At 44.8% G+C, this 23,941-nt stretch carries 17 protein-coding genes and 3 pseudogenes; 7 read left to right on the forward strand and 13 right to left on the reverse strand.

Annotated features, from left to right (window positions below; translation table 11 throughout):
* Positions 1 to 224, reverse strand: a pseudogene (locus tag RIB93_RS02835) (hypothetical protein); the annotation flags it as partial.
* Positions 225 to 449: 225 nt separating this feature from the next.
* On the opposite strand from RIB93_RS02835, the gene fghA reads away from it, so the two are divergent.
* Complete coding sequence (fghA, locus tag RIB93_RS02840; protein ID WP_446370103.1) at positions 450 to 1,307, forward strand: S-formylglutathione hydrolase; 858 nt, start codon at positions 450 to 452, stop codon at positions 1,305 to 1,307.
* 297 nt (positions 1,308 to 1,604) lie between these two features.
* On the opposite strand, the gene RIB93_RS02845 is transcribed toward fghA, so the two are convergent.
* Positions 1,605 to 4,871 carry a glycoside hydrolase family 15 protein gene (locus RIB93_RS02845; RefSeq protein ID WP_446370105.1) on the reverse strand — a complete coding sequence of 1,089 codons (3,267 nt, stop codon included), beginning with the start codon at positions 4,869 to 4,871 and terminating at the stop codon, positions 1,605 to 1,607.
* A gap of 182 nt (positions 4,872 to 5,053) precedes the next feature.
* On the opposite strand from RIB93_RS02845, the gene RIB93_RS02850 reads away from it, so the two are divergent.
* Positions 5,054 to 5,206, forward strand: a complete 153-nt coding sequence (locus RIB93_RS02850) for a chlorophyll a/b-binding protein (protein ID WP_446370107.1) — start codon at positions 5,054 to 5,056, stop codon at positions 5,204 to 5,206.
* An 80-nt stretch (positions 5,207 to 5,286) separates the two neighbouring features.
* Here RIB93_RS02850 and rpoD read toward each other — a convergent pair whose 3' ends face one another.
* The 3 genes from rpoD to RIB93_RS02865 form a co-directional block, all read right to left on the reverse strand.
* Positions 5,287 to 6,429, reverse strand: a complete 1,143-nt coding sequence (gene rpoD, locus RIB93_RS02855; RefSeq protein ID WP_446370109.1) for an RNA polymerase sigma factor RpoD — start codon at positions 6,427 to 6,429, stop codon at positions 5,287 to 5,289.
* Between the two features lie 1,010 nt (positions 6,430 to 7,439).
* Positions 7,440 to 8,108 carry a polysaccharide deacetylase family protein gene (locus RIB93_RS02860; RefSeq protein ID WP_446370111.1) on the reverse strand — a complete coding sequence of 223 codons (669 nt, stop codon included), beginning with the start codon at positions 8,106 to 8,108 and terminating at the stop codon, positions 7,440 to 7,442.
* Between the two features lie 334 nt (positions 8,109 to 8,442).
* Positions 8,443 to 8,991: a hypothetical protein gene (locus tag RIB93_RS02865; protein WP_446370113.1), complete on the reverse strand. Its 549-nt coding sequence runs from the start codon at positions 8,989 to 8,991 to the stop codon at positions 8,443 to 8,445.
* 486 nt (positions 8,992 to 9,477) lie between these two features.
* On the opposite strand from RIB93_RS02865, the gene RIB93_RS02870 reads away from it, so the two are divergent.
* A complete protein-coding gene (locus tag RIB93_RS02870; RefSeq protein ID WP_446370115.1) occupies positions 9,478 to 10,398 on the forward strand; it encodes an alpha/beta fold hydrolase in 921 nt (306 codons plus the stop codon).
* 226 nt (positions 10,399 to 10,624) lie between these two features.
* Here the strand turns inward: RIB93_RS02870 and iscB are convergent, their stop codons facing one another.
* Both iscB and RIB93_RS02880 read right to left on the reverse strand, forming a co-directional pair.
* Complete coding sequence (iscB, locus tag RIB93_RS02875) at positions 10,625 to 11,911, reverse strand: RNA-guided endonuclease IscB (protein WP_446370147.1); 1,287 nt, start codon at positions 11,909 to 11,911, stop codon at positions 10,625 to 10,627.
* A gap of 241 nt (positions 11,912 to 12,152) precedes the next feature.
* Positions 12,153 to 12,680: a DUF4330 domain-containing protein gene (locus tag RIB93_RS02880; protein WP_446370117.1), complete on the reverse strand. Its 528-nt coding sequence runs from the start codon at positions 12,678 to 12,680 to the stop codon at positions 12,153 to 12,155.
* Between the two features lie 363 nt (positions 12,681 to 13,043).
* Between RIB93_RS02880 and RIB93_RS02885 the strand changes: the two are divergent.
* Positions 13,044 to 13,352, forward strand: a pseudogene (locus tag RIB93_RS02885) (MFS transporter); the annotation flags it as partial.
* A 111-nt stretch (positions 13,353 to 13,463) separates the two neighbouring features.
* On the forward strand, positions 13,464 to 13,652 hold the full coding sequence (locus tag RIB93_RS02890; RefSeq protein WP_006104692.1) for a CPXCG motif-containing cysteine-rich protein: 189 nt from the start codon (positions 13,464 to 13,466) through the stop codon (positions 13,650 to 13,652).
* A gap of 17 nt (positions 13,653 to 13,669) precedes the next feature.
* Here the strand turns inward: RIB93_RS02890 and RIB93_RS02895 are convergent, their stop codons facing one another.
* Entirely contained in the window at positions 13,670 to 13,924 is a 255-nt protein-coding gene (locus RIB93_RS02895) for a hypothetical protein (RefSeq protein ID WP_446370119.1), read from the reverse strand.
* 2 nt (positions 13,925 to 13,926) lie between these two features.
* Complete coding sequence (locus tag RIB93_RS02900; RefSeq protein WP_446370121.1) at positions 13,927 to 15,060, reverse strand: AAA family ATPase; 1,134 nt, start codon at positions 15,058 to 15,060, stop codon at positions 13,927 to 13,929.
* A 630-nt stretch (positions 15,061 to 15,690) separates the two neighbouring features.
* On the opposite strand from RIB93_RS02900, the gene RIB93_RS02905 reads away from it, so the two are divergent.
* Complete coding sequence (locus RIB93_RS02905) at positions 15,691 to 17,631, forward strand: two-partner secretion domain-containing protein (RefSeq protein WP_446370123.1); 1,941 nt, start codon at positions 15,691 to 15,693, stop codon at positions 17,629 to 17,631.
* Between the two features lie 61 nt (positions 17,632 to 17,692).
* Here the strand turns inward: RIB93_RS02905 and RIB93_RS02910 are convergent.
* The 3 genes and pseudogenes from RIB93_RS02910 to RIB93_RS02920 form a co-directional block, all read right to left on the reverse strand.
* Positions 17,693 to 18,844, reverse strand: a pseudogene (locus RIB93_RS02910) (ShlB/FhaC/HecB family hemolysin secretion/activation protein); the annotation flags it as partial.
* A 191-nt stretch (positions 18,845 to 19,035) separates the two neighbouring features.
* Entirely contained in the window at positions 19,036 to 19,458 is a 423-nt protein-coding gene (locus RIB93_RS02915; protein WP_446370125.1) for a PIN domain-containing protein, read from the reverse strand.
* Positions 19,445 to 19,708: a FitA-like ribbon-helix-helix domain-containing protein gene (locus RIB93_RS02920; RefSeq protein WP_446370127.1), complete on the reverse strand. Its 264-nt coding sequence runs from the start codon at positions 19,706 to 19,708 to the stop codon at positions 19,445 to 19,447. Before RIB93_RS02920 ends, RIB93_RS02915 begins: the two co-directional genes overlap by 14 nt.
* Before the next feature lie 661 nt (positions 19,709 to 20,369).
* Between RIB93_RS02920 and RIB93_RS02925 the strand changes: the two genes are divergently transcribed.
* On the forward strand, positions 20,370 to 22,697 hold the full coding sequence (locus RIB93_RS02925) for a VIT domain-containing protein (protein WP_446370129.1): 2,328 nt from the start codon (positions 20,370 to 20,372) through the stop codon (positions 22,695 to 22,697).
* 250 nt (positions 22,698 to 22,947) lie between these two features.
* On the opposite strand, the gene RIB93_RS02930 is transcribed toward RIB93_RS02925, so the two are convergent.
* Positions 22,948 to 23,592 (reverse strand): Uma2 family endonuclease, encoded by a 645-nt coding sequence (locus RIB93_RS02930; RefSeq protein ID WP_446370131.1) that lies wholly within the window; start codon positions 23,590 to 23,592, stop codon positions 22,948 to 22,950.
* Between the last annotated feature and the right edge of the window lie 349 nt (positions 23,593 to 23,941).

The following is a 23,941-nucleotide window of genomic DNA, read 5'->3' on the forward strand; positions in this document are numbered from 1 at the left end:
TCTTGTAGGGGTTCAAGACTTAAAGCGGGTGCGATCGCGCCGAGAAACACCACAGAGCGTTGCTTATAAGCCTCCAATAACCCATTCGCAGCTAGGGCGATTTTCTGCCAATTCTGGTATGCCTCTGGCATTCTCGAACCATTCGGTAACCATCCCGCTTCATCCCGCAGATAATACTCCGATTTAGCCGTCCCGACAAAGGCATAGGGGAGCAGTTTTCTCAACCTGTGACAACTTGATCCCCTGAGCAGTGATTCATAATAATCACTAATCTAAAGCAGACGATGTTCCCCTGTCTGTGGGAGAATAAAACAGGACTGACGCTTGCTTCATGCTTTATCGGATCAATAGCGACTATTAGCCTTCTTGCGGGTATGAGTTGTGCGTCAGGTATCAAAACAGCCGACTTAAAAAGCCACATCTACTGCTGCTCACTACACAATTAATTTATGTCCACAGCCCCCAAAATTATCTCACAAAATCGATGCTTCGGTGGTACAGTTGGCTTTTACTCCCATCACTCTCAAACCTGCAACAGTAAAATGCGGTTTGCTGTCTACCAACCGCCTCAAGCCAAATCTGAACGAGTCCCGGTTCTTTATTTCCTTTCGGGCTTAACCTGTACTGAAGAAAATTTCATGGCAAAAGCTGGGGCGCAGAAGTTTGCGGCGAAGTACGGATTAATGCTGGTGACACCGGATACCAGTCCCCGTGATACGGGAATTCCGGGAGAAAATGACGACTGGGATTTCGGTACAGGCGCGGGTTTTTACGTCGATGCGACAGTAGAACCCTGGTCAGAACATTATCAAATGTATAGCTATGTCGTTGAGGAATTGCCAGCAATTATTGCCCAACATTTCCCGGCTCAAATTGATCATCAGGGGATTTTTGGTCATTCCATGGGGGGTCATGGGGCGCTGATTTGTGCTTTAAGAAACCCTGAGCAATATACATCTGTTTCTGCGTTAGCTCCCATTGCTGCACCAACACAATGTCCTTGGGGACAAAAAGCATTTACAAATTATTTGGGTGAGGATGAAGAAAGCTGGGGCATCTATGATGCTAGCAAATTAGCTTTAACTGTGGGATATAAGCGCCCAATTCTCATTGATCAAGGAACAGCCGATCCTTTTTTAGAAAAGCAGCAATTGCTTCCCGGTATCTTTGCCCAAGCTTGTGAAAAAGCTGGGGTTCCTTTAACATTACGCTTCCAGGAAGGGTATAATCACAGTTATTATTTCATTTCCTCGTTTGTTGAAGACCACATTCGCCATCACGCGGCGGTGTTAAAACTAGAGGATTGAGAGAGTTCGTAGTAGGCACTTCAGTGCCAGAAGCACTCGCATCGCTTACGACAAAATCTCAATTCAGTGACATTCCATTTAAGTTGCATACTCCTATACCTACACCCATTATCTGACCATTCTAGTTCCTCTACCGACAGAGGCTCAAGAAAAAACCAGCCTCTACACAACACTTAATCGGGGCGGGTTTAGCGAAATCTGGGTGAGGTAAAAAACGATAATAGTGAAACCCGCCCCTACAGTCTATCTAACCCTATTCCCCCTTCCCTCTTGTCTAACAAATGACAAATGACAAAATTAAGCAACATTAGCAGGTTCGACTTGCGCCAAAAATTGGAACGCCTTAGCAACATAAGCCGCACATTGTTTCGGAGACATATCATAAAAAGCACGCCAAGCGGCTGCCTTATATTCGTCATACTTATCGGCTCGTTCTGGATATCGCTCCAACCAGCCTAAACGTACAGCATGACCAATTAACACATCCAGGACAATGTATTCTTCAATTTCCAACTCTGGATTTCCTTCCAATATCGCGGCTAATTCCACAAGTGCCTCAATATTCACCTGTCGATAGGTGGGAACTTGAATTTTATTGAGTAAATGCTCAACCCGCAGAGCAAAATTCTTTTCTCCAGGGGTCATTTCTGAGAGCAAAGGTTGACTATCAAGTCGATTGCGGCGCTCTAATTTATCACCAATTACCAAACCCTTACAATGTTTCATCACTTGCCAGACTTTCGGGTAAAAGTCTTTCGGAACCCGACCTGCACTGCCATCCATTTGCCGTTTTCTCAGCCAATTTCCCGCCGTGGTTATGTCTTCGTCGATATAGATTTGCTCCTCTGGCAAGATCACCCAATTAATCGCATATTGCGGTTGTTTAACATGCAGCGATTCTTGTTGGCGTAATTTTTGGTTAACCCCTTCATACCCCGCCAAACAGGAACGCAATCGCATTTTGATGTCAAAGGGACTTAAGCGCATCAATGCTTCATAAGCTTCATCCTGAGTCACGCCTAATTCAGCCGCTAATTCACTCGTCAACAGTAGAATTAAATACCCAACCCGCAACGTGAGTAAGCCATCAACCAGATGCGGTTCAGATTTAATCAAAATACTCAAGTAAATCAGGATTTCCTGAGTTAAAACGCGATCGCGAATATCTTCTCGACAAAATTCGTCAATCTTTGCCCGGAGTTCCAGATGAGACATTGGGTTTTTAATTAGAGAAGCCTCACTGTAGGCTTTCCCAACAGTAATCTGTTTCCCGCGCACCAAAATATCCGTTACCGCATCTGACAAACTAATTTCGACTTTATTCAGTAACCCCGCCGCTTGACGAATCACACCCCAGTAGGGAGATGCTCCTTCACTACTGGCTCTGGTATACACTTCATTCAGCAAATCCGCCACCGTCACCACTCGTTGAGGTTGACCAAATCCTGTATCAAAATCCAGTCCCCGCAAGTTTTTCAGAGTGCGTAATAATTCAATTTGCTCATAAAAATTTTCTGAATGCCGCAAACTATCCAGCAAGAGTTGCAGATTCGTTTCGCATTCCAGTAAGAATTCCTGCGTATGACTTAACGGACCATTGTTTAGCGGATGATTCCTCAGGTAATACTCAGGCGGTGCTGCATCTTGAACCGCAGAGTCGCTAAACTTAAACCCTTGCAGCGTATCAATGCGTTCAACGCCTGCTGTGAGCATTAACTGATTTAAACGCCCTAACTTGACCCGCACCCCATTACAGAATCCCTCTTGCAATTCTTGGATTAACTCCAGTAAAGCGGAACCCTGAAGTTGCTCTTGTCCCGGATGACTGGTTTCTTCTGCCGTCTGCACCATCTGATGCCTTAATAACAATGTCACCGTTGGACGTCCCAACTCACCCCAATGGCGTTGAATATACGTCAGTTCACTTTTAATTTGAGCCACCAGGAAATGATAATCCAGGGTTAAATAAAACTGTTGCTGGTCTAAAAACGCCGGCAAAAATACAATCGTTTCTTTCCCGAAGCGAAAAATGCGAGAGGTGGTTAAACTCCGCAGACGTCGAATCGGGCGTCCAGTTAATCCCAAGGAATCACACCGTCCAATTTGGGCATACAATCGGGATAAATCCGTTGCCTGACGCACTTGCACCGGATCAACTTGTTTGGGGGTCTGGGTGGCAATCCCATAAGCAGCCAGTTGCGCCTGTAATGCTTCATCCTCTGCCAACAGCGCAATTTGTACCACCGGATCTTGATGACGCCCTACGCAAAAATGACGCCCTAAGGGGTCAACATCTCCCCGCGTAATTAATTCGTCATGAAGCATTTGGGCAAACAGATACAAACTCTGCGCCCAGACAAGGGGCAAATTTTCATTGGGTTTGCGATTTTGGGAACGGGGAGAAGCGCGTTCGGCTTCAATTTTGTCTTCGGGTACGTAATACACTTCCGGTAATAAGCGCATCCCATCTCGCTCAACCAGCAATGTATCCAAACGCCCCAGATAATTCCGCGCCCGTTCAACGTCTCCCCGAAACCAGCCATCTAGGGCTAAGTAGGTAAAAAATAGGGGCCACTCGCATTCAATATGTTCAAATTGTTGCAGTTCCCAGGGTTCATAATGCAAGCGGGTGGTATCTTCGAGTACGGTTTGATGTCCATCTCGCAGGAACCGCTTACATCCGTATAATCCCTGTAATTTATCGACTATTTTCTGACGAGTTCTCTCCAGCAGTTCCACGTCTTCGATGGCAAATGCCGGAAACCCGATGACACTTAACAGCGCCGCATCGGTTTCTTTGGAACTCGATTCCCGTGGTAATAGGGATTCTAACGTAATCCGCGATCGCGCAATTTCATCGGGAAGGACATGAATCACGGAGGCTTGAGATCCCCGCACGCCAAATAAATCTAGCCCGTTAATCGCCTCTAATGCGGCTTTTGCCATACCGACGGAACTGGCGTTGAGTTCCGGATTCCCGTGATTAACTTTATTTCCTCGTTCCCAAATTCCGTAATCCGGTGTCCGATAGGTACGACCAATGTAATACACCAGATTCTGAATGAAATGCACTTCAGCAATGGTGTAAACAATGTGTAACCCTGATGCGGTCATCTGAGCCAGCATCAACAGGAATAGGGAGGTAGCATCGAGCTGCAAATGACCCCACTCATCATCCCCCACCACTACATCACCAGTGCTGGTATCGTACTTGGCGTGTAGTGCGTCTAGCAGAGATTGGTTGTCTTTGAACTGTTCCACTTTGGCGGCTTGCCGCATCATACAAAACAGCAGCCCCCGCATCAGTTTGACCACGCTTTGTTCCAGTTCAAAGGTGCGCCCACTATCGGCGTCGAGTTTGCGGTACGCTAAGGCTAATCCCCAAACTGCCAAAATGCTGTACACGTTATCCCTGACCCAGGCATCGGTGTAGTCACCATGGGCATTCACTGCTGTACTGGCAGGTAATAATCCGGTAATTGGATTTTGGCGATCGAGAATAATCCGAATCTGCTGGTAATAATAGTCGAGTCGAGCGGGCAGTTGAGTTGCGGTGATAGACATCCCTTAATCAAACTTGATATAAAATTTATTTTCCGGGGTCGTTCGTTAACGTTAATGAGTAATATTTCTTAGTATTCCGGACATAATATTCACCTATCTTTCCGTCACCTTGACCCAATTCTTGTCATTTTGCCAACAATTCGTTACATTAATTTACATAATGTAACCAAAACAACGAAGTTATGGACGAGCAACAGCAAAAAGAAGCCAAATTTGGGTTCACGGCGAACGCGGAGAATTGGAATGGTCGTTTAGCGATGATTGGTTTTGTTGCCGCGTTGATTACGGAATATATTTCGGGTCAAGGCGTGTTACATTTCTGGGGGCTAATGTAATACGGCATCATACAGTTTTAAGCAATGGGTAAAGAATAGCTGGGTGTTCATTCCCTGAACCCCAGCTTTCTTGTGTATTCCTAGCGGATATACTCCTTGAGAATACTGTTGCGATTAGGATGGCGTAGTTTACGCAAGGCTTTTGCCTCGATTTGGCGAATGCGTTCGCGGGTCACGTTGAAAATTTGACCGATTTCTTCTAGGGTTTTCATGCGTCCGTCATCTAACCCATAGCGCAACCGGAGAACGTCTCGTTCGCGGGGGCTTAAGGTATCCAGGACGCTTTCTAAGTCTTCCCGCAGCAGATTTTTGGATACTTGGTCTTCTGGCGTTTCACCATCGGCTTCGATGAAGTCACCCAGGCGAGAGTCTTCTTCTTTACCAATTGGTGTTTCCAGGGAGATGGGAAGTTGGGCAGATTTGGCAATAAATCGCAGCTTCTCGATGGTCATTTCCATGCGATCGGCAATTTCTTCTTCCGTGGGTTTGCGACCCAATTCTTGGGAGAGGATTTTGGTGGTCTTTTTGATCCGGGAGATGGTTTCGTAGAGGTGAACGGGGAGGCGAATGGTACGGGATTGATCCGCGATCGCACGAGTGATGGCTTGTCGAATCCACCATGTCGCGTAGGTGGAGAATTTGTATCCTTTCTCGTGGTCGAACTTTTCCGCCGCCCGGATCAGTCCTAAAGATCCTTCTTGAATCAGGTCTTGAAACGACAGACCCCGATTCATATATTTCTTGGCAATGGACACAACTAGACGCAGGTTAGACTGCACCATTTTCTCTTTTGCCCGCCGACCCAGGAAAAGGCGTTTGCGAAAGGCGGGAAGTTCCATGTTGACTGAACTCGCCCATTCTCCTTCCTTCGGTTCTCGCTCGAGCTGATCATATAAGCGATCGCGAATCCGTTCTAATTCCAATAAGTCAGCAATTTTACGCGCCAATTCAATTTCTTCATCAGCCCGTAATAGCCTAATTCGACCAATTTCTTGTAGGTAGAGGCGAATGGAATCTTCGGTATAGTGCTTCTTTTTCGCTTGTGTGCGACGGCGGGTAGAACGCACCTTACCAGGCTTACTATCTTCCTCCCCCGGTTCGGGTTGAACGGCTTCCGAGTTCCCGTCCGCCATATCATTTTGAGTGGCGTCATCCTCCAGCAAGAATTCAAACTCGCTTTGAGGCTGAGAAATTGTTGCAAGTACGTCGTGTGCCTGGGTCATGCCTTTTTCCTCATGCTCCTTCAGTTAAAGACCAGTAGATGTCTAATAATCTACTTAAAAGTTTAGCCAGCGATTTCATCTTACTTTTGCATTCTAATCGGTTATTGAATTGTTGAGCCTGAGAAACTCAGATGAAATTTATTCCTCTTAACTCAATAGGGATATGAACGCCGGGTAAAGTAATTTTTCATCCTGGCGGCTGTTGAGACTTTTTGATTCTAGCTTTAATTCAAAAAACTTGTTCGCGCTTTTGGGCAACTTAGATTGGCTGATAATCTTCAGCGGTTAAGAGCTTTTGCGCGAAATCGAAATGAATATTTGCCTAAAGAATGAAACCATTATAGATTGTCTTTCCTCGATTTGCATGGCTAGATGAATTGAGGGACTATGTTTCACTTGATGAAAGTACGCCAATAGAGTCGTAAGCTTTACTATTACGCTGGGGAAAGCCATCGAAACTGAATCCGTCTGCTTGATGTCTCCCGGTTATGTCAATCCTTCTTTAATGTACTCTGGGACTCGACTGGTTCGTCCCGGACAAATCGCTGAAATGTGATCAGCCATTTTAATGAAGTTAGCTGACACTTCAAGAGCCTTAGTTTCTCTAGAGTTCATGAAACACCCTGTTTTAGTACAAATGTTCTGTATTGAGAGGATTCTTCTTCTTTGACTACGTTAGCGAAGTTCAGCGTACATGCAACAAATTTTTTGAGGGTAGAGGTAATGCATAAGTCTCGAAGGCTCGATGGTGTGTAAAACATTTGTTTTAGCACACAATAGGAGTAGTTGTGTTTAAAATCTGAATAAAATTCGCCGAGATGGTTACAATACGTAACGCTTGTGTCATCTTGTGTAAACTGACCGTCGGAGATGGAGACAAGGCAGAGGGGAGACAGTAGAGGGGAGATCTAACTCATTTAACTCTATATATAGTTGAAATAATGCCAGTTTTTGGCTGATGCCACTCTACAGATAGCGCTAACGAGAACTGAGTTCGCAGTCAGAAGGCATTATTTGAGTTGCCAGAGTTGGTCAATGGTCACAAAGTTAAATCCTTGATTCAGTAGGATTGGGATTAACACCGCTGTCGTTTGGGTAACATCTTCTCCTCCACAGTAACCATCATGCAAGACCAGGAGTGATCCATTCTGTACTTGCTGTAGGACTCGCCGGACAACGACTGAAGTCCCAGGACGTACCCAGTCTTCTGGTACAACACTCCACATCACAGGTCGGTAATGCCATTGGTGTAATAATCTGAGAGTTTGGGGAGTAAACAAACCATTCGGGGGGCGAACATCCCGCAGGCGATCGCAGTTCAGTCCACAAGCTTGGGTAATTGTGGCTTGGGTTTTTTCTAAACTTTGCTTGAGCGTATCTGGTGTCAGCAAGGGGAAAGAGTGATGATGATAGCCGTGCAATCCAATCCAATGACCTTGGGCGTAGACCTCACGGGCAACCTTTGGTGCCGATTTGACGCAAGTACCTAACCAGAAAAAGCTGGCTTTAATATCGTAGCGCTCTAGGACTTGCAGAAGATGGGGGGTGTACTGAGGGTGAGGACCATCATCAAACGTGAGCGCAATAGTTCGCGACTGGGGTGAACCTGACCAAAGGCAATGGGGAAAGGTTGTTTTGAGAATTGGGTATAAAAGGGGATAGAGTGGGGCAAACTGCATAGGGTAGGAGGGGGAGCTGGGGGAGCTGGGGGAGCTGGGGGAGCTGGGGGAGCTGGGGGAGCTGGGGGAGCTGGGGGAGCTGGGGGAGCTGGGGGAGCTGGGGGAGCTGGGGGAGCTGGGGGAGCTGGGGGAGCTGGGGAAGATAGGCGAACTCTGCCTCAAGATCAAGCCCTTAAGTCTAGCGTTGGGTCAACACTCAACACTCAGTCAGGGCGGGTTTAGTCACATCCGGGTGAGTTAAGAAACGATAATAGTGAAACCCGCCCCTACACACTCAAAACTCGCGCGCCATGCTCTAGAAGGTTGTGAAGGGTCAACACTCAACACTCAACACTCAACACTCAAAACTTAAGTCATCAAGGGTGAGTTGACCGTCAAAGGCATAGAATGTAATGCGAGAGATATTCGGCGCATTAATCTGTAGCTGGGTATTGGGAGGTGTAGATGAATCTGATCCAGCTAAATTGGGTTGAGTCGTCACTTGATCAATAAGCATACCCTGGGAGTCGTAAGCAGACATGATCGTTCGCTGGGAACTGGTGACGTAGCAGCAGAACCAAGCAATCGGCTGCAAAAATGTTGCTTCTAGCCAACCGCTTTTAGGTGCCGCCATGAGTACGATTGTACCAGAGCGGGGAGGATAGGCAGGGTTTGAGGGCTGTAGAGCGATCGCGTTTTTAAATGTCACTCCCAACTGGTGAAATTGATGCTCTACCACTTCAAAACAGGTTAAAGCTTCCAAATTAAGGCAGACACTCTTCGGTCTTATCACGAGTAAACTCGACTCATATTCAGCTATATCCCAGGCAGGAGAAGCGATCGCCGCTTGCGACTTGATGAAGTTATCCTCTATAATTTCCTGTAACTCTAAATTGCATTGCATTGTTATAACAGATCTTAAACAACAAATAAATAAATTGATGAGATCGAACACCAGAAAGCTTATAACTCTATAAGCCTAGAAAAAATGTCAAGTTTTAGGTTTCAAACACCGCTCAAATCTCCTGCTCTCAAAATCACCAGATATCTCCGCTCTGCTTGCAAATCACGTTTACTGGCGGGTTATGCTCAAATTGAAACTCAGCCGCAATGATGCTCCCTGGAACCGTCTCACTCAAAGCTACAAGTGTTTTTTAGATGATTACTGATATGAGTTTGTACCCTTTTGTGTGTAAACGTCCACTCACATAAAATCCTCCGATGAAATAATATTGAGAAAAGTTCCCTCAGTTCAAAATTTATGATTTTAACGCTTTTCTCAAAGATTGACTCACGTTGACCTAAGATTCCGGATTAAGGGAATCAACTTAAAGTCAGAGGCTCTCGACCCTAGAATCAGGGATGATAGCAATAGCGATAAGGTTGAGATATGATTGAACCCAACGGTTTTAAACAGCACTCCTTAGTGACCTCACTGGGACGCATGACATACTACACGGCTGACGACATGCCGTGGCAAACCCCAGAAACCCCTGAGCCAGAAGAACGACCAACATTAGTGTTTTTGCATGGCTTTGGGGGCGGGTCATCAGCCTATGAGTGGTCAAAGGTCTATCCGGCATTTGCCAGTGAGTATCGGATTTTAGCCCCTGACCTCATTGGTTGGGGTCGTTCAGAGCATCCTGAACGCAATTATCAGATTGATGACTACATCACCACGATTAATGAGTTCCTAGAGCAAACCTGTCCTCAAGGAACACCAGTGGTTGCTTCGTCTCTAACCGCCGCTTTGACAATCCGAGCCGCGATCGCACGTCCTGAACTGTTTAAGTCTTTGATTCTCACCACTCCATCAGGACTCTCTGATTTCGGGGAAGACTACACACGTAGCTTTTTTGCTCAGTTAATCAGCACACCGATTCTGGATCGCGTCCTCTACAGCACTGGCGTCGCCACTGCAGGCGGTATCCGCAGTTTCTTGGAAAGTCGGCAATTTGCTCGTTCCAGCCGAATTTACTCAGAAATTGTGGATGCTTATTTAGCCTCAGCTCAACAACCCAATGCTGAATATGCAGCGCTGTCGTTTGTGCGGGGAGACTTGTGCTTTGACTTATCCCTGTACATTACTCAACTGACCACTCCCACAGCAATTATCTGGGGACAAAAATCGGAATTTACCAGCCCAGAAATCGGCAAACGACTGGCGGATCTCAATCCGAAAGCCGTTCAAGTCTTTCAAACCCTGGAGGATGTTGGATTGACTCCTCAGCTTGAATTACCAGCCGTGACGATTGGTTTAATCCGAAAGTATTTGAAAATGCTAAAGTCTGAGGACAGAATTGCAGATTAGTCCTTTGTCATTAGTCTTTTGTCATTATCTCCCCCAGCTCCCAGACGTAGCATGCTACGTCTCTACATGCTCCCTATTCCCTGTTCCCTTTCATCTTTCCTCCTCGTGGAGACCCCCGCTATAAACGAGGCGGATTAGGACAAGCGAAGCGAGTACCGCCAAAGTTTTAGCGGCGGGAGGAAACGAGGAAAAATTTATGGGGTTCAATACCCCTAAATTTTTCAAATCACTGTATGTATGAATACCCATCCTTTTTGTGAAGTGGCAAGCAGTATTTATGACTGATTCCTTGAACCAGTCCATCTGTTGTGGAAATATTGAAACTTCCAGTAGCACGAGTGGCTACCCGCCCAACGTAAGTTCCAATCTTTTTGCCAGAAGTGACAACAGCTTTAACGATGTCACCCGTCTGAAAACCTTTGTGAAATTTTGTTCTCTTGCAATAACGACTAGGAAACCCGAACCTGTCAGTACGGCACTGCTGACGGGTTCCGTGACCTTTAGCAGCAATCAATAGAGGTTTAACTTCTGATGTGATTAACTGCTCTGGGGTTGAAGCTCCAACACAGGCCGCGTCCCAGTAATGAGTTTTGTCTAAACCTCGGATGGTTCGGTTGTACTTGGTGCGACCACCCGTGCCAACTTCGACAGGTAAACCCGTTTTTTTGAGGTTATAGTACAGATTCCATCGGGTTGCGTTGACTGCTGCTGTGTCAGCCAAAGGTCTTTTAGCTTGAGACAGGATGCATTTGAGCAGGTCAGGTTTACCCTTGAGGAAATCCTTAATATCCTGGTTGCCCTTTTTCTGATTACAAGAGGTACAGGCTAGGCACAAGTTACTGATTCGGTTGGAACCCCCTTTTGAGCGGGCATTTATATGCTCAATCTCAAGTTGGGTGTCTTTTTCGCCACAGTAGGCACAGGTTCTGTTCCACTTTTCGAGCAAAAACTCACGGATTTCGTAACCGAATAGTGTGCCTTGTTGATAGCCTATTCCGCTAATTTCAGCGTCTTCCATCTGCTGAGTGTCAAACCTGACCAATTCTTGAGATATGGCAGTAATTTGAGATATGGATGATAGGCGATTAACCCAAGTCAAGATGTTGGCGACTCGACTGTTTAACGATGGTGGCAACCATCCTTCAGGGCGAGTACGGTTCAGAAAACGTGACTTGCGGTAACGAGTTTTGCGGTTACGGCGTGAGCGTCTTAACTGGCGGCGTGACGTTAAAGCATCCCGAATTTGAAACCCTCGGTGTTGTAACTGGGCAGCCCAAACAACCTCACCAGTACTGTCGTTGACTAATCCTAGTCCTGTAGTTTTCGCGCCTGGGTCGATTTTGACTCGAAGCGATTCTACTTTTGGGTTGACCACCTCCTTGTTCAGTATCACGGTGAAAGGGTAGCGCCGAAATACAGCGGCTTTCCCTTGAGATAACAGCATTCTTGCCCTACCTGAATGGATGGGGTTGAGAGGTTGCTTGTTGGTGTCTAAAACGAAAACTTTACTCAAAGCTTGAGTCTCCTTGCGGGTAATGTTAGCCTTGGCAATGTTACGAAAGCTTTTTGGGTTTACGACACTGACTTCAACCCGATATGTCTGTTTAATCGCAAACGATAGAGCTAAAAACTGGCTACGCATTCTTAGGTATCTTGACTTTCGTAACGTAGTGAATTAACACTCAGCCTGGTAAACTCTGGGCTTCTTTAAAAGCCCCCGCTAGAGTCGGTACTCCGACTTAGCGGCGGGTAGTTTACTCAACCCTGACATCAATCACGCTAGCGTTGAAATTGTAATCCTTACCCTCTAATTCCACAGGGGTTCCAATTTTAAGCTTGCTATTTCCCAGAACCGGACCATCATCGGTAATAGTGGCTTGACCACCGAGGGTCATTAGTATATCAGTGCTAAAGGTGTCAGGTCTGGGATCGGGTAGTGCTTTAGCCGAGCCATCGGGTTGAGGTACAATAACCAGTCTTGGCAATTCTTGTACCGATATGATGTCTACCTGACCAGAGGGTTGATTGCGAATAACGATATTTGTTTTCTTTTCTTCTCTAAATTGAGACATCAAATCCTCTGGCTTACGCACGCTCAACCCGCGAACAATCAAATCAACTTGAACAGATTTTTCGGCACTGCTTCCAGGTATCTGGGCGACGGAACCTGTACCTGGAATGAAAAAGATTCCCACAATCACTAATAAAATGACCAAGGCAGCCCCTAGATCAAGAATGCTGATTTTACCAAAAAGACGACCTTTAGAATCCAAAATAGTCATAAATCCTTACGATTAGTAGTTTTTAACTCTCGTTTTAACATCAACAGAAGACTCTGTTATGCTGTCCTGAGTTAAATTACTAAGGCAGCAACAATAGATCAGTATAACCTGTGGAAAGCTTAGGAGTTTGAACACACCCCATCTAAATCAAAGTTTCTAGATGAGGATTCTTATGCTAGGCACAACCGCAGTCTCTAAAGGCTACTGAGCGTTACTGGCGTCTTCAGCGTGTGGGAGGTAAGCGATCGCATACCTACAATTCAGCCTATCCTCTGGGATGTCAGGGGAAGCAAAATTGTCAGACGTATTGATCAGGCGATCGCGTTCGTTCCGTTCGTAGTAGGCACTTTAGTGCCATAAACCGTTCGTAGTGGACAACGACGGGAGGGGATTTTCTATGGATTTATGGTATTGTTTCAGAAAATGGGTTTTGCGATTGCTCTCTTTTTAGTGGGAAAAATACTCGACTGGGCTGGGTTTATTTCCAGTGTGGCGGGAGAACCTAATCCTGTACAACCGGAGTCGGCGTTGTTTGCCATCCGGATGATTATTGGTCCGTTACCGACATTGATATTACTTTGCGGTTTGGTTTTTAGCTATTTTTATCCGATTACTCGTGATGTTCATGTCCAAATCCTCCATCAACTTTGGGAACGCAATCATCAGTCATAGATCAATGGTAGGGGCGGGTTTAGCCACTAAATTTCGATGTTCACCAATAACCGAACAACAAAACCCGCCCTATCTCACCCCTAACTTATCTATAAGTTATCAGTCGTCATAATGGAAAATACAGCCGAATACAGTTGTGCCTACTGTGGCGAAGCCAATGTCACGTTTATTGATATTAGTGCAGGCTCTCAGCAATCGTATGTTGAGGATTGCCAAGTTTGTTGTCAACCGAATATTTTGTATGTCCGGATTGATGAAGAAACTCTCGACGTGGAAATTGATACGGACGTGGAAAGTTAACTGGCGCTTTTGTTAATTTATTTGATGCTGGAGCTTTTCTGTAATTGCTCTAAATAATCATAATTGTTTGTTTCTTTAATTTTGTCAATTGCATTATCAAGTGCATCATATAAAATAGCAGGATAACCTTTTGCACTTATCAAATAATAATTATTTTTTTGAACTTGGTCATGATATTTGACTCGTATTAATTCAGGAAGAAGATATTCAAGCCATTTAGGATAAATCTTTTTTTCTGTACTTTTACCTTCTACTAAAAAATAAATATTCATTTTTAATCGTCTAAATATTCATCATCCTCAAGCACATTAATTAAATCAATAAAAGCTTTTTGCCTAGATTCGGAAATATGAAAATCTTTGGCATTTTTAACAGTTACCAGACTTCCTTGACGAGTCACTATTTTCCAATAAGCAGGACTAATATTATTAATTACATAAGGATGATGACTGGTAACAATAAATTGTGATCCTTGATTGTCCAAGATCAGATCGGTAACGCTATCAAGACAATTAACACCTAGGCTATTTTCAAATTCATCAATTAGAATAACACAATTGTCAGGAGATAAATATAATTGGCTGATGTACATTAAAGTTTTAAACATTCCGGATGAAATATTTTTAATCCAGTTTTGAACTCCTTTTTCTTTAATGCTAACAGTAGTCGCTTCTTTCAATAACTGGGATAATGCAATAGGAATATCCTCATCTTTTAGAGATTCTACTTTTATATCTGCAACATTGGGAAAAATTATTGCGAAAGTTTTCTTGATTTTTTCAAATTCTTTAGGGAATATTCTATAAAGAATAGCTATTTTAATGAGAATAGGCAAATCACTTTCCTTTAGAGACAGCAATGAAGAATTTTCGTGTTTCTTAACTATAGATACTGGTAGAAGCATTGTTTTATCAAAACCACTCCCTGAATCAGCTAGTATAATTTTATCTAGTTCTTCTTTGACGGGAATGATGCTATCTTCTTGTTTTAGCAACTCAATAATACTTTCATAAGGAGATAATTTCGGGGTTTTTTGCCCATGGAATATGATTTCTTCTTGTATTCTTTTAACAATAGTTTTTTGATTGCACTTTAAGGTTTCACGAATTATTTTAACTGGTTCCTTTTCCGCTGAATCACTATCAATAGGTGTTGTGCTTTTTTTTGTCTCAAATTCTCCACTCCAATGATATTCACAATCATCATTGCTCAAAAAACAAGTATTCCACCGCACTCCATTAAAAGACGCACCATTAGCTATCTTTTTTAAGCTATTTATAGCGCTTAATATTCTTGTCTTACCAACACCAGATACACCGACAAAAAGATTAAAATTCTGCCAAAAATCTACTGGTTCAAGCTTCCATTGGTATTCGTTATCGTAATACTCTAGTTTTTTAATTTTCATATTGATTTATTGTGATCTGTGCGGTACTGCCATCCTGACCTAAGACCTTGTCCATGCCTTCCAGTCCTACCTCACCCCAACCCCACAGAAGCATCAGAGATGGCAACCTAGCATATCCCAATCTCCCAAAATTATAGAACTCCGAGTCAGTTTCCAAAGAACTGCCCAGGAAAATTTGTCCGGCTGTGGGGAGGTTACCACAATCAAGATACCACACGCGGGGAATTTCAGAACTAAATAGGATGGACGCACAGCCTTTATTTGTAGTGGACTGACACAGCTAAAATTGTGGGATAGATTTCACCATTGAATCGGGCGCACGCCATGCGCCCCTACAGTTTCTGGGCATAATTTTAATTCATCAAATAAGGTGTGCCACGCCGCCATCGTGTGTTAGCGTAGCGTAACACACCATTACCTCGGCTAAACTATTACGCATTAAAATTGGAAATGGGTAGCGATATAGCTGTTAGAACAGATGATTTATGTAGAGACGTTCCATGGAACATCTCTACAATGATGCCTCTAGAGAAGAAGACGCAGGATTTGTTAAGATTTTTGGTCGTTTGGCAAAAAAAGTCAGTTTATGGGGGAAACTTTTCCTTAGAGAGCGTAAAAGGTGATTGAACCATGCCCTATCCTAAACTTCGCCCGGTTTGGATTTTTCTGCTTCTCTTGTTGGCAGGAATGCTCACTCCTTCCTCAACTTCCTCAACCTATGCTCAATCCATTACGCCAGCAGCCGATGGCACGGGGACGATGGTAACACCGGATGGAAACCGCTTCGATATCCACGGTGGCACGTTTTCAGGAGATGGGGCAAATCTGTTCCACAGTTTTGAGCAGTTTGGCTTAGATTCGGGTCAGATTGCCAATTTTTTATCCAATCCTACGATTCAGCATATCATCGGGCGAGTTGTTGGCGGTGATGCCTCCCAGATTAATGGGTTAATTCAGGTTATGGGGGGTAACTCTAATTTAGTGTTGATGAATCCGGCGGGTTGGGTGCTGGGTTCAGAGGCTCAAATTAATGTTCCGGCGGCGTTTACGCTGACAACGGCGACGGGTGTGGGTTTTGAGAATGGGTATTGGTTCAATGGGTTTGGTGAGAATGACTACTCGAATTTAAGTGGTACACCGAGTCAGTTTGCGTTTGATTCGATGCAACCGGGAAGTATTATTAATGCGGGCAACTTGGAGGTGCTAGAAGGTCAAACCTTAACCCTGCTGGGTGGTACTGTGGTCAATACGGGAGAAATCCGGGCGCCGGGAGGAACCATTACGATCGCGGCTGTACCGGGGAAAAATCGAGTCCGGATTCGTCAGTCGGGACATTTGTTGAGTTTGGAGATTGAAGCGCCTCGAACAGTGGATGGACAACTGTTATCGTTTACCGCACAGGATTTACCGGATTTGCTGACGGTTGGGGCGACGGGTATGGAGACGGGATTAACAGCAAATGCGGATGGTACGGTGCAGTTAGGGGAGTCTGGGACAAGGATACCAACAACTGAAGGAAGTGCGATCGCGTCGGGTACGCTGGATGTCTCTAATTCAGGCGTGGGCAAAGTTGGCGGTGAGGTGAATATTTTAGGTCAGCGCGTTGGTGTATTTGGGGCTACGGTGAATGCTTCGGGTACAAGCGGCGGTGGATTGGTGAGAGTTGGAGGGGATTATCAAGGTCAGGGTACCATTCCGAATGCGTTGCGGACGGTTGTTAGTGCCGATTCCAGGATTAATGCGGATGCGCTGGTTGAAGGGAATGGGGGACAGGTGATTGTTTGGGCGGATGAAGCTACTGGATTTAATGGCAATATTAGCGCTGGTGGGGGGAGTGATTCTGGGGATGGTGGTTTTGTTGAAGTGTCTGGAAAAGACGCATTAGCCTTTAGTGGTAGCGTTGATGTGTCGGCGGCAAATGGTCAAGATGGGACTATTTTACTCGACCCTAGAGATATTATTATTGAGCCAAATGATGGGGTGGCTGATGATAATGGTGAGATTGTCCCAGATGAACAAATTCTGTTCAATGATGGTGGAAATGGGGTTGATTTTCAAATTGATGACACAGCGTTGACAGCTTTGACGGGTAATATTCTCCTACAAGCGCAGCAAGATATTATTGCCCAGGCTGGGACGAATTTGAATTTCACGAATCAGACGTTTGGTGAGACGATTCGCTTTGAGGCGGGTCGAGATATTCAGATTAATTCACGCCTAACTACAGCAGGTGGTTCGGTCGAGTTAACGGCGACGACTGGTGGGATTGTGTTTGACAGTATTGATACCAGTGTGAATACAGGGAATGCTGGTTCTGTAACGTTGCAAGCATCAGGGAATATCTCAGCAGGCGTTACTGACACAGCGAATGACAGTATAGATGCGTCGGTTGGTGTTAATGGTAGCGGCAATGGGGGTCAGATTTCTCTCACCAGCACGAATGGTTCTATTGATACGAGTTCTGGAGACATCTTATCTGTGACTCCCGATGGTAACGGGGGTGCGATCGCAGCAACCATGCTCCTTGAGGATCGCGACGCAGGTATTCTTGACCAAACTGAATTACGCTAGTACGACTGATCCCATCTTCATCGGGACCAATACCAAAGGGGGTAGGGAGTTGGTCAAAAATAAACGTCTGACCATTCTGGTAAGTAAAGCCCACAGAAAGTGCAAATTCTTCACGGATTGATCTCACCAAGGGCTGACGATAACTGATTTCATAGAGTTCTGTTTCACCCCGAATATCGAACTCTTCAAATTCCGATAGAGTCACTTCATTTTGGTTCGGTGCTACTCTCAACTGGAGTGTCCCATTCATGGGGTTGAGCGGAAGTCGGTAGGACAACTCAAACGCCTCGGTTCCACCTGTCGCTGTCGATGAGCTGTACAAGTAAATTTCATCTCCGATGTCAGTTAAATTGCGATGGCGTAACCTCACACCCAATCGCTCCGAACCCACGCTGGGTGGCGAGTAATTGTCCACACTGATGTTGGCTTCAAAGGGATCTGTCAAGGTGACCAAAACACTGAGAATGCTCTGGTTTCGCTTTCCCGTAGGCTGTAAGTTAGCTTCTATGTTGTCTATAAGGGGATTGTTCCTCAATAGCCTGAGTTGATCTTCGAGTTTGGCGGTGTTGACAGGAGTACCTGCTCCGAGTTGAATGCGATCGCAAATATAAGAAGTTAGATTCCGCGTCCCTTTGATTTGAATTTCTGCTAAACTGCCTTCGATGACCTGAATCCCTATCACGCCATTATCAGGTGTGGGAGTAGGTGACTCAGCCTGTGAAGTGATGTATCCTTCTTTAATGTAGAGGTCAGAAATCGCATTTTTTACACCTATGGCAAGCGCGATCAACTCTTCTTCATCGTCCCAGGTCAAACTCCGTCCTTCAAGCTTCTGAATGCGTTGATTAATTTCATCACTCCTCTCAATCTCCTCCTTAATATCCTCAGCACTAAAAACCGTACTTCCTACAATTTTGACTTTTTGAATGGGAGCGTTTGGATACGGAAAGTCAATCAGGATATCTTCTGAACCTTCTTGATTACCATTTGAAGATTCAACTCCTGGACATAGGAGGACTTGTTCATCCTCAGAATCTAGTTCTGATGTCTGCCCCACTTGACCAATCAGATTCTGTGCTTCCACCTCCCCTAACCCAGTCGCTGAGGTGAAAACATGATCAGGATTAGCGGTAGCCCTGAACCCACTCCCTGTCATGAGCCAAACTAGGGGGAGTATCAGCAGACAACCCTGTAAGCTTAAAGGCGCAGCCATCGTAGTTATAAGTAAAAACTACTAACTCTGTCAGATCCATTCTCATCCCTGAGATAGAAATCTCAGTGTAGCTTTAGCTTTTTTTCTTATTTCGTCGCGGATAAACACCTGTAAAGGCTCCTATCCCGCCCTTGAAGGCGTCAAACCGCTATACTCCTCATCCTTCGTTATCTATATTACCTGTGTTCAGTTCAGTCAGATTCCCAAGGATTAACAATTGCAATCCCACATCCTTCAAAATCAGAAACATTACGAGTAGCAAGAGTAGCTTGGCAAGTGTAACAAATACTGGCTATTTGAGCATCAGCTTGGGAGATGGGTTTCCCCATTCGTCTTCTTTCAGCAGCAATTCTAGCAAAAGCGATCGCGGCTGTTTCATCAAATGGTAAAATACGTCCGGCAAAATCTTCAGCAAACATCAATTGAGCAGCTTGGTTGAGTTCAGTTTGGCGTTTGCCAGAAGGTAACAAAGCAATGCCATAAAGAATTTCAGCTTCAGTGATGGTTGTGGTAAAAAGATTTGTTATGGGTTGTGCGGCTACCCATTGACGAACCACTAATGAGCCTTTCGGATGCATCAGTTCAGACACAACATTTGTATCAAGGACTATCATGTAACTCTTCAAAATTAGGGGGTTCGCGTAAGGGTTCCCTAGGAATCATTGGCAGTTTAAAATCGCCAAAATGGGCAAAACGTCGCTCGATAGCCAAAGCTAAACTCAAGGGTTTATGAACTTGTTCTGTTAATACAGCGCGGAGGATTTCTTTAGCTTCTTCTTCAAGAGAACGTCCCGAATATTCAGCTCGCTTTTGGAGGCGATTTTTCAGGTCATCATCAAAGTTTTGAATCGTGATACTGTTCATAGTAGACTCAATGGCTAAAGCTATAAGCTGTTCGGCATTTAAACCTGAAATATCAATAATGGCGCAATCCTTGCCGTAGTGCGAGCATCTTGCTCGCTACATCAAGCATCTTGCTCGCTACATCAAGCATCTTGCTCGCTACATCAAGCATCTTGCTCGCTACATCAAGCATCTTGCTCGCTACTAATACCCAATTTAAATGCATGACAGCTTATTTTGGGGAGAGCGACAAGATCAGGCTAGCATGGTGTTATTGTTTCACTTGCGATAGATTTTAACGCACTGCACACCGACTGCTGCGTGACTTTAGCTTTTTTTATCATTTCGTCGCGGATAAACCTTACTTTTGATCGGGATCTGGAAAACCTCTCTCCAAACCTCTCTCCTTCAAGGAGAGAGGCTTTGAATTCTCCAGGGCTGGGGGGTTAGGTTGAATGTCACACTCCTCAAGTCTGGCGTTGCACAGCCCACCCTACAACTCAAACCTTTACAAAGGACGAATGACGATCTCCACCCCTCATCCTTTATATTTGTTAATTTTCCTTGGATGTACGAAAACCACTAACGCTAGCATAAGGGGTCAACTGCTCCTGAAACGCCAAAACTCAACAGTAGCATTGATTATAGATGCCCCTCATTGGTGAAGAATGTACTCATGGTTATGAATACAACGCTCCGCTCTCATAAACCCCTTGGTGGACTATACACCAAAACGGGGGAACATGCTTTGGTTTTCCCATTGAAGCATACACAAGTGCTGGCTAAAGTGGCGGGGAATTTATCCCGTGTCGAGGTAACGCAAACCTTTGAAAATTCCTTCATGGAACCGTTAGAAGCTATCTATATCTTCCCTTTGCCAGATGCGGCGGTGGTGGATGAGATGGAAATAAAACTGGGCGATCGCATAATTAAAGGAGGGATTAAAAAACGGGAAGAGGCGCAGCTAATTTACGAACAAGCCCGCCAAGAGGGACGAACGGCTGGATTATTAGAACAAGAACGGGATAATATTTTTACCCAATCTTTAGCCAATATTAAACCCGGAGAACGGATTGATGTAACGATTCGCTATACTGACACCCTGAAATTTAGTGGCGGTGAATGCGAATTTGTCTTCCCGATGGTAGTAGGACCCCGCTTTTGTCCAGGGATTCCTATTGATGAAACAGGGGATAGCGATCGCGTGGCGGATGCGTCACGGATTATGCCTACGATTATCCCACCCAGTACCCGTTCAGGACACGATATTCAAATCACGGTGGAAATTGACGCCGGGGTTCCCATTTCCAATATTAATTCCCCCTCGCACCCGATCAAAGTGGAACATGAGGAGACATGGGTGCGCGTACTCCTGGGGGAAGAAGACACCATTCCCAATAAAGACCTGATTTTACGCTATCAAGTGGCAGGCGATCGCACTCAGGCGACGGTACTAACGCAATCGGATACACGCGGCGGTCATTTTGCCTTGTATTTGATTCCGGCGGTGGATTATTCCGATCATGAAATTGTCCCTAAAGATGTCGTTTTTCTCATCGATACATCCGGATCTCAAAAAGGTGATCCGTTCCGTAAATCTCAGGAACTGATGCGCCGATTTATCCAGGGATTGAATCCCCAGGATACATTTACAATTCTGGATTTTTCTGATATCACGACCCAATTATCTGCTCAACCTTTAGCCAATACGCCCCAAAATCGAATTAAAGCCCTGACGTATATTAATCAATTAAAAGCAAATGGCGGCACCTATTTACTCAATGGAATTCGGGCTGTCTTAAATTTCCCCCCTGCACCCGAAGGACGTTTACGCAGTATTGTATTAATTACTGATGGTTATATTGGTAATGAATCAGAAATTTTGGCAGAGGTAAAACAGTATCTCCAACCGGGAAATCGTTTATATAGTTTTGGGGTTGGCAGTTCACCGAATCGGTTTCTCTTAAATCGGATGGCTGAATTAGGGCGAGGAACCTCACGAATTGTACGTCAGGATGAGTCAACTCAAAAGGTAACTGAAGAATTCTTGCGCCAAATTAATAACCCTGTGCTAACTACTATTAATGTGGAGTGGCAAGGGCTGGGAGAGGCGATGATTTATCCGACAACTCCCCCCGATTTGTTTACCCAACAACCCTTAGTTTTATTTGGGCGCATTTCTTCAATTCATCCGGAACAGACGGGTATCCTGAAAATTACCGGAACCGTTACCGGGGGTAAGCGTTATCAACAGGAATTTTACCTGAAATTTGATTCAGAGGGTAATTGTGCGATCGCGCAGTTGTGGGGGCGGGCGCGAATCAAGGATCTGATGAATCAAATGTGGCACTGTGAGAAGAAGACACAGGTTGAGGCAATCATCGAAACAGCCTTAACCTATCAGATTTTAGCCCCCTATACAGCGTTTGTTGCCGTCAGTGAAAAAATCCGAACTGATCCGCAAGGGAAAGGAATTTGTGTTTCTGTCCCCGTGGAGGTGCCAGAAGGGGTATCGTATGAAGGAATATTCGATCAATCTCCCATGCGTTTCCTCGGACTTAAATTCAGGCGATCGCGAAGCAATTCTGGTTTGCCACCCTCAGTCACGACTAATGGGGCGTCTTCTCCGGTTATAGGCGATTCCACCCAGCAGCCACTCCTTAACTGTACTGATGTTGATATCACGCCTACCCCATCTCCCCCGGTTCTGGATGAAACCATTACTAACCTGCAAGTTCTCAGCGTTACCGGATTAGAAAAGTCAAGTGCGACTCTACTCACGCAACACCTGCAACAGGTGATTTTACCATCGGGATACTGTGGCGAACTTGTCTTTGAGTTTCCGGTGCGTAAGGGGCGTGTGGTGCGGGTATTATGGGATGAGGATGCCTCTAGTTTCAGTGAAGCCGTTGTCATTGATTTAATTAAGCGATCGCTTTTAAGTTGGCGGGTTCCTCAATGGTTAATGGATACGGTGCGTTTAACCTTGCGGATTCAAACGGATAATTAATTCTGTAGGGGCGCACGGCGTGCGCCCGATTTACTCGATGTGATACACCATTTTCAAGAGTAGAAAAGCACTGTCTCATCGTTACTGTACTACACCGTGTTAGAAAGTGTTGTAAGTTATGTCAACAAGCCTCAAACCCTTACCAATGACGAATTAATGGATTAGATTTGCATATTTTATGGGCGCACGCCATGCGCCCCTACGGTTTCTGGGCATAATTTTAATTAATCAAATAAGGTGTACCACTCCCTTACATCTCTCTCTGATTTTGTACCCAAGCGCGAAATATTTTCATTGTTTTATTTCTACCCAAACTCCGACATTGGTTGAGATACTGGGGAATCGCATCAATGAGTGGAAGGTTGAGAAAATTTGGACTAACTTCAGACGGACTATACTTCCCTTCTCGCAGCAGGTTAATTTGTAATTTACCTTTTTCAAACCGCCACAATTCAGGCACTCCTAACGCAGCATAGATACTTGGATGCGTGCGAGAGGTGACATCAATTTCTAACGCTAAATCCGGAGGTGGATCGATCGTTAAATCAATGCGGTCTTTCCCTCGAACCGCTGCTTCATTTTGAATATAGAAACAGTTATCCGGTTCTATCCCCTTAATCATCGCCTCATTTTTGAAAGTCGTTGAACCCAAGGTACAAAATTCAATCTCTAATTCTTCCAGAAGTGCTTTGAGTAAATCACTAACAAGTTCTTTCCGACTTTCATGTTCGGGCAACGGTGTCATAATTTCCAGAGTTCCATTATCATACGCTACTCTAGCGGCACGATGTTCGCCTAAATCCGCTAAAATTGTCTCAAATTCCTGCCAGCTTATATTTGAAAGTAACACCCGTTGTCCTGGTGGTATAGTAATTCGATTCAGTTCTAATAACATAATTTAACTCCATTGAGTATTAAATTTTATTTCGTCTTGAATAGTCTAGATTTTACCCGATTCTTTATGGATACATTATCGATTATGGAGAACCACAAGCCTTGCGATCAAAAATAAAAATTATTGCATCATTTGAGTCGGGCGGGTTTTGTTGAGCAGTTATTGGTGACAAGTAAGTTTAATGGCTAAACCCGCCCCTACAATTGGCTGATGACTCCTTTTGACAGTTAAGTTGGTAGAATTTTACACGGTGTACATCAGCCGCAACTCCTTACCAATGACGAATGACGAATGACAAATGACAAATGACGATCTTCACCTATCCTGCTTAAATAGGAAATAGTTATCC

This window comes from Coleofasciculus sp. D1-CHI-01 (genome assembly GCF_040218875.1).
Taxonomy (GTDB): Bacteria; Cyanobacteriota; Cyanobacteriia; order Cyanobacteriales; family Coleofasciculaceae; genus Coleofasciculus.

Excerpts from the sequence above, each read along its gene's own strand:
- fghA (WP_446370103.1), top strand. The coding sequence starts at position 450 with ATGTCCACAGCCCCCAAAATTATCTCACAAAATCGATGCTTCGGTGGT.
- RIB93_RS02845 (WP_446370105.1), bottom strand. The coding sequence starts at position 4,871 with ATGTCTATCACCGCAACTCAACTGCCCGCTCGACTCGACTATTATTAC.
- RIB93_RS02850 (WP_446370107.1), top strand. The coding sequence starts at position 5,054 with ATGGACGAGCAACAGCAAAAAGAAGCCAAATTTGGGTTCACGGCGAAC.
- rpoD (WP_446370109.1), bottom strand. The coding sequence starts at position 6,429 with ATGACCCAGGCACACGACGTACTTGCAACAATTTCTCAGCCTCAAAGC.
- RIB93_RS02860 (WP_446370111.1), bottom strand. The coding sequence starts at position 8,108 with ATGCAGTTTGCCCCACTCTATCCCCTTTTATACCCAATTCTCAAAACA.
- RIB93_RS02865 (WP_446370113.1), bottom strand. The coding sequence starts at position 8,991 with ATGCAATGCAATTTAGAGTTACAGGAAATTATAGAGGATAACTTCATC.
- RIB93_RS02870 (WP_446370115.1), top strand. The coding sequence starts at position 9,478 with ATGATTGAACCCAACGGTTTTAAACAGCACTCCTTAGTGACCTCACTG.
- RIB93_RS02880 (WP_446370117.1), bottom strand. The coding sequence starts at position 12,680 with ATGACTATTTTGGATTCTAAAGGTCGTCTTTTTGGTAAAATCAGCATT.
- RIB93_RS02890 (WP_006104692.1), top strand. The coding sequence starts at position 13,464 with ATGGAAAATACAGCCGAATACAGTTGTGCCTACTGTGGCGAAGCCAAT.
- RIB93_RS02895 (WP_446370119.1), bottom strand. The coding sequence starts at position 13,924 with ATGAATATTTATTTTTTAGTAGAAGGTAAAAGTACAGAAAAAAAGATT.
- RIB93_RS02900 (WP_446370121.1), bottom strand. The coding sequence starts at position 15,060 with ATGAAAATTAAAAAACTAGAGTATTACGATAACGAATACCAATGGAAG.
- RIB93_RS02905 (WP_446370123.1), top strand. The coding sequence starts at position 15,691 with ATGCCCTATCCTAAACTTCGCCCGGTTTGGATTTTTCTGCTTCTCTTG.
- RIB93_RS02915 (WP_446370125.1), bottom strand. The coding sequence starts at position 19,458 with ATGATAGTCCTTGATACAAATGTTGTGTCTGAACTGATGCATCCGAAA.
- RIB93_RS02920 (WP_446370127.1), bottom strand. The coding sequence starts at position 19,708 with ATGAACAGTATCACGATTCAAAACTTTGATGATGACCTGAAAAATCGC.
- RIB93_RS02925 (WP_446370129.1), top strand. The coding sequence starts at position 20,370 with ATGAATACAACGCTCCGCTCTCATAAACCCCTTGGTGGACTATACACC.
- RIB93_RS02930 (WP_446370131.1), bottom strand. The coding sequence starts at position 23,592 with ATGTTATTAGAACTGAATCGAATTACTATACCACCAGGACAACGGGTG.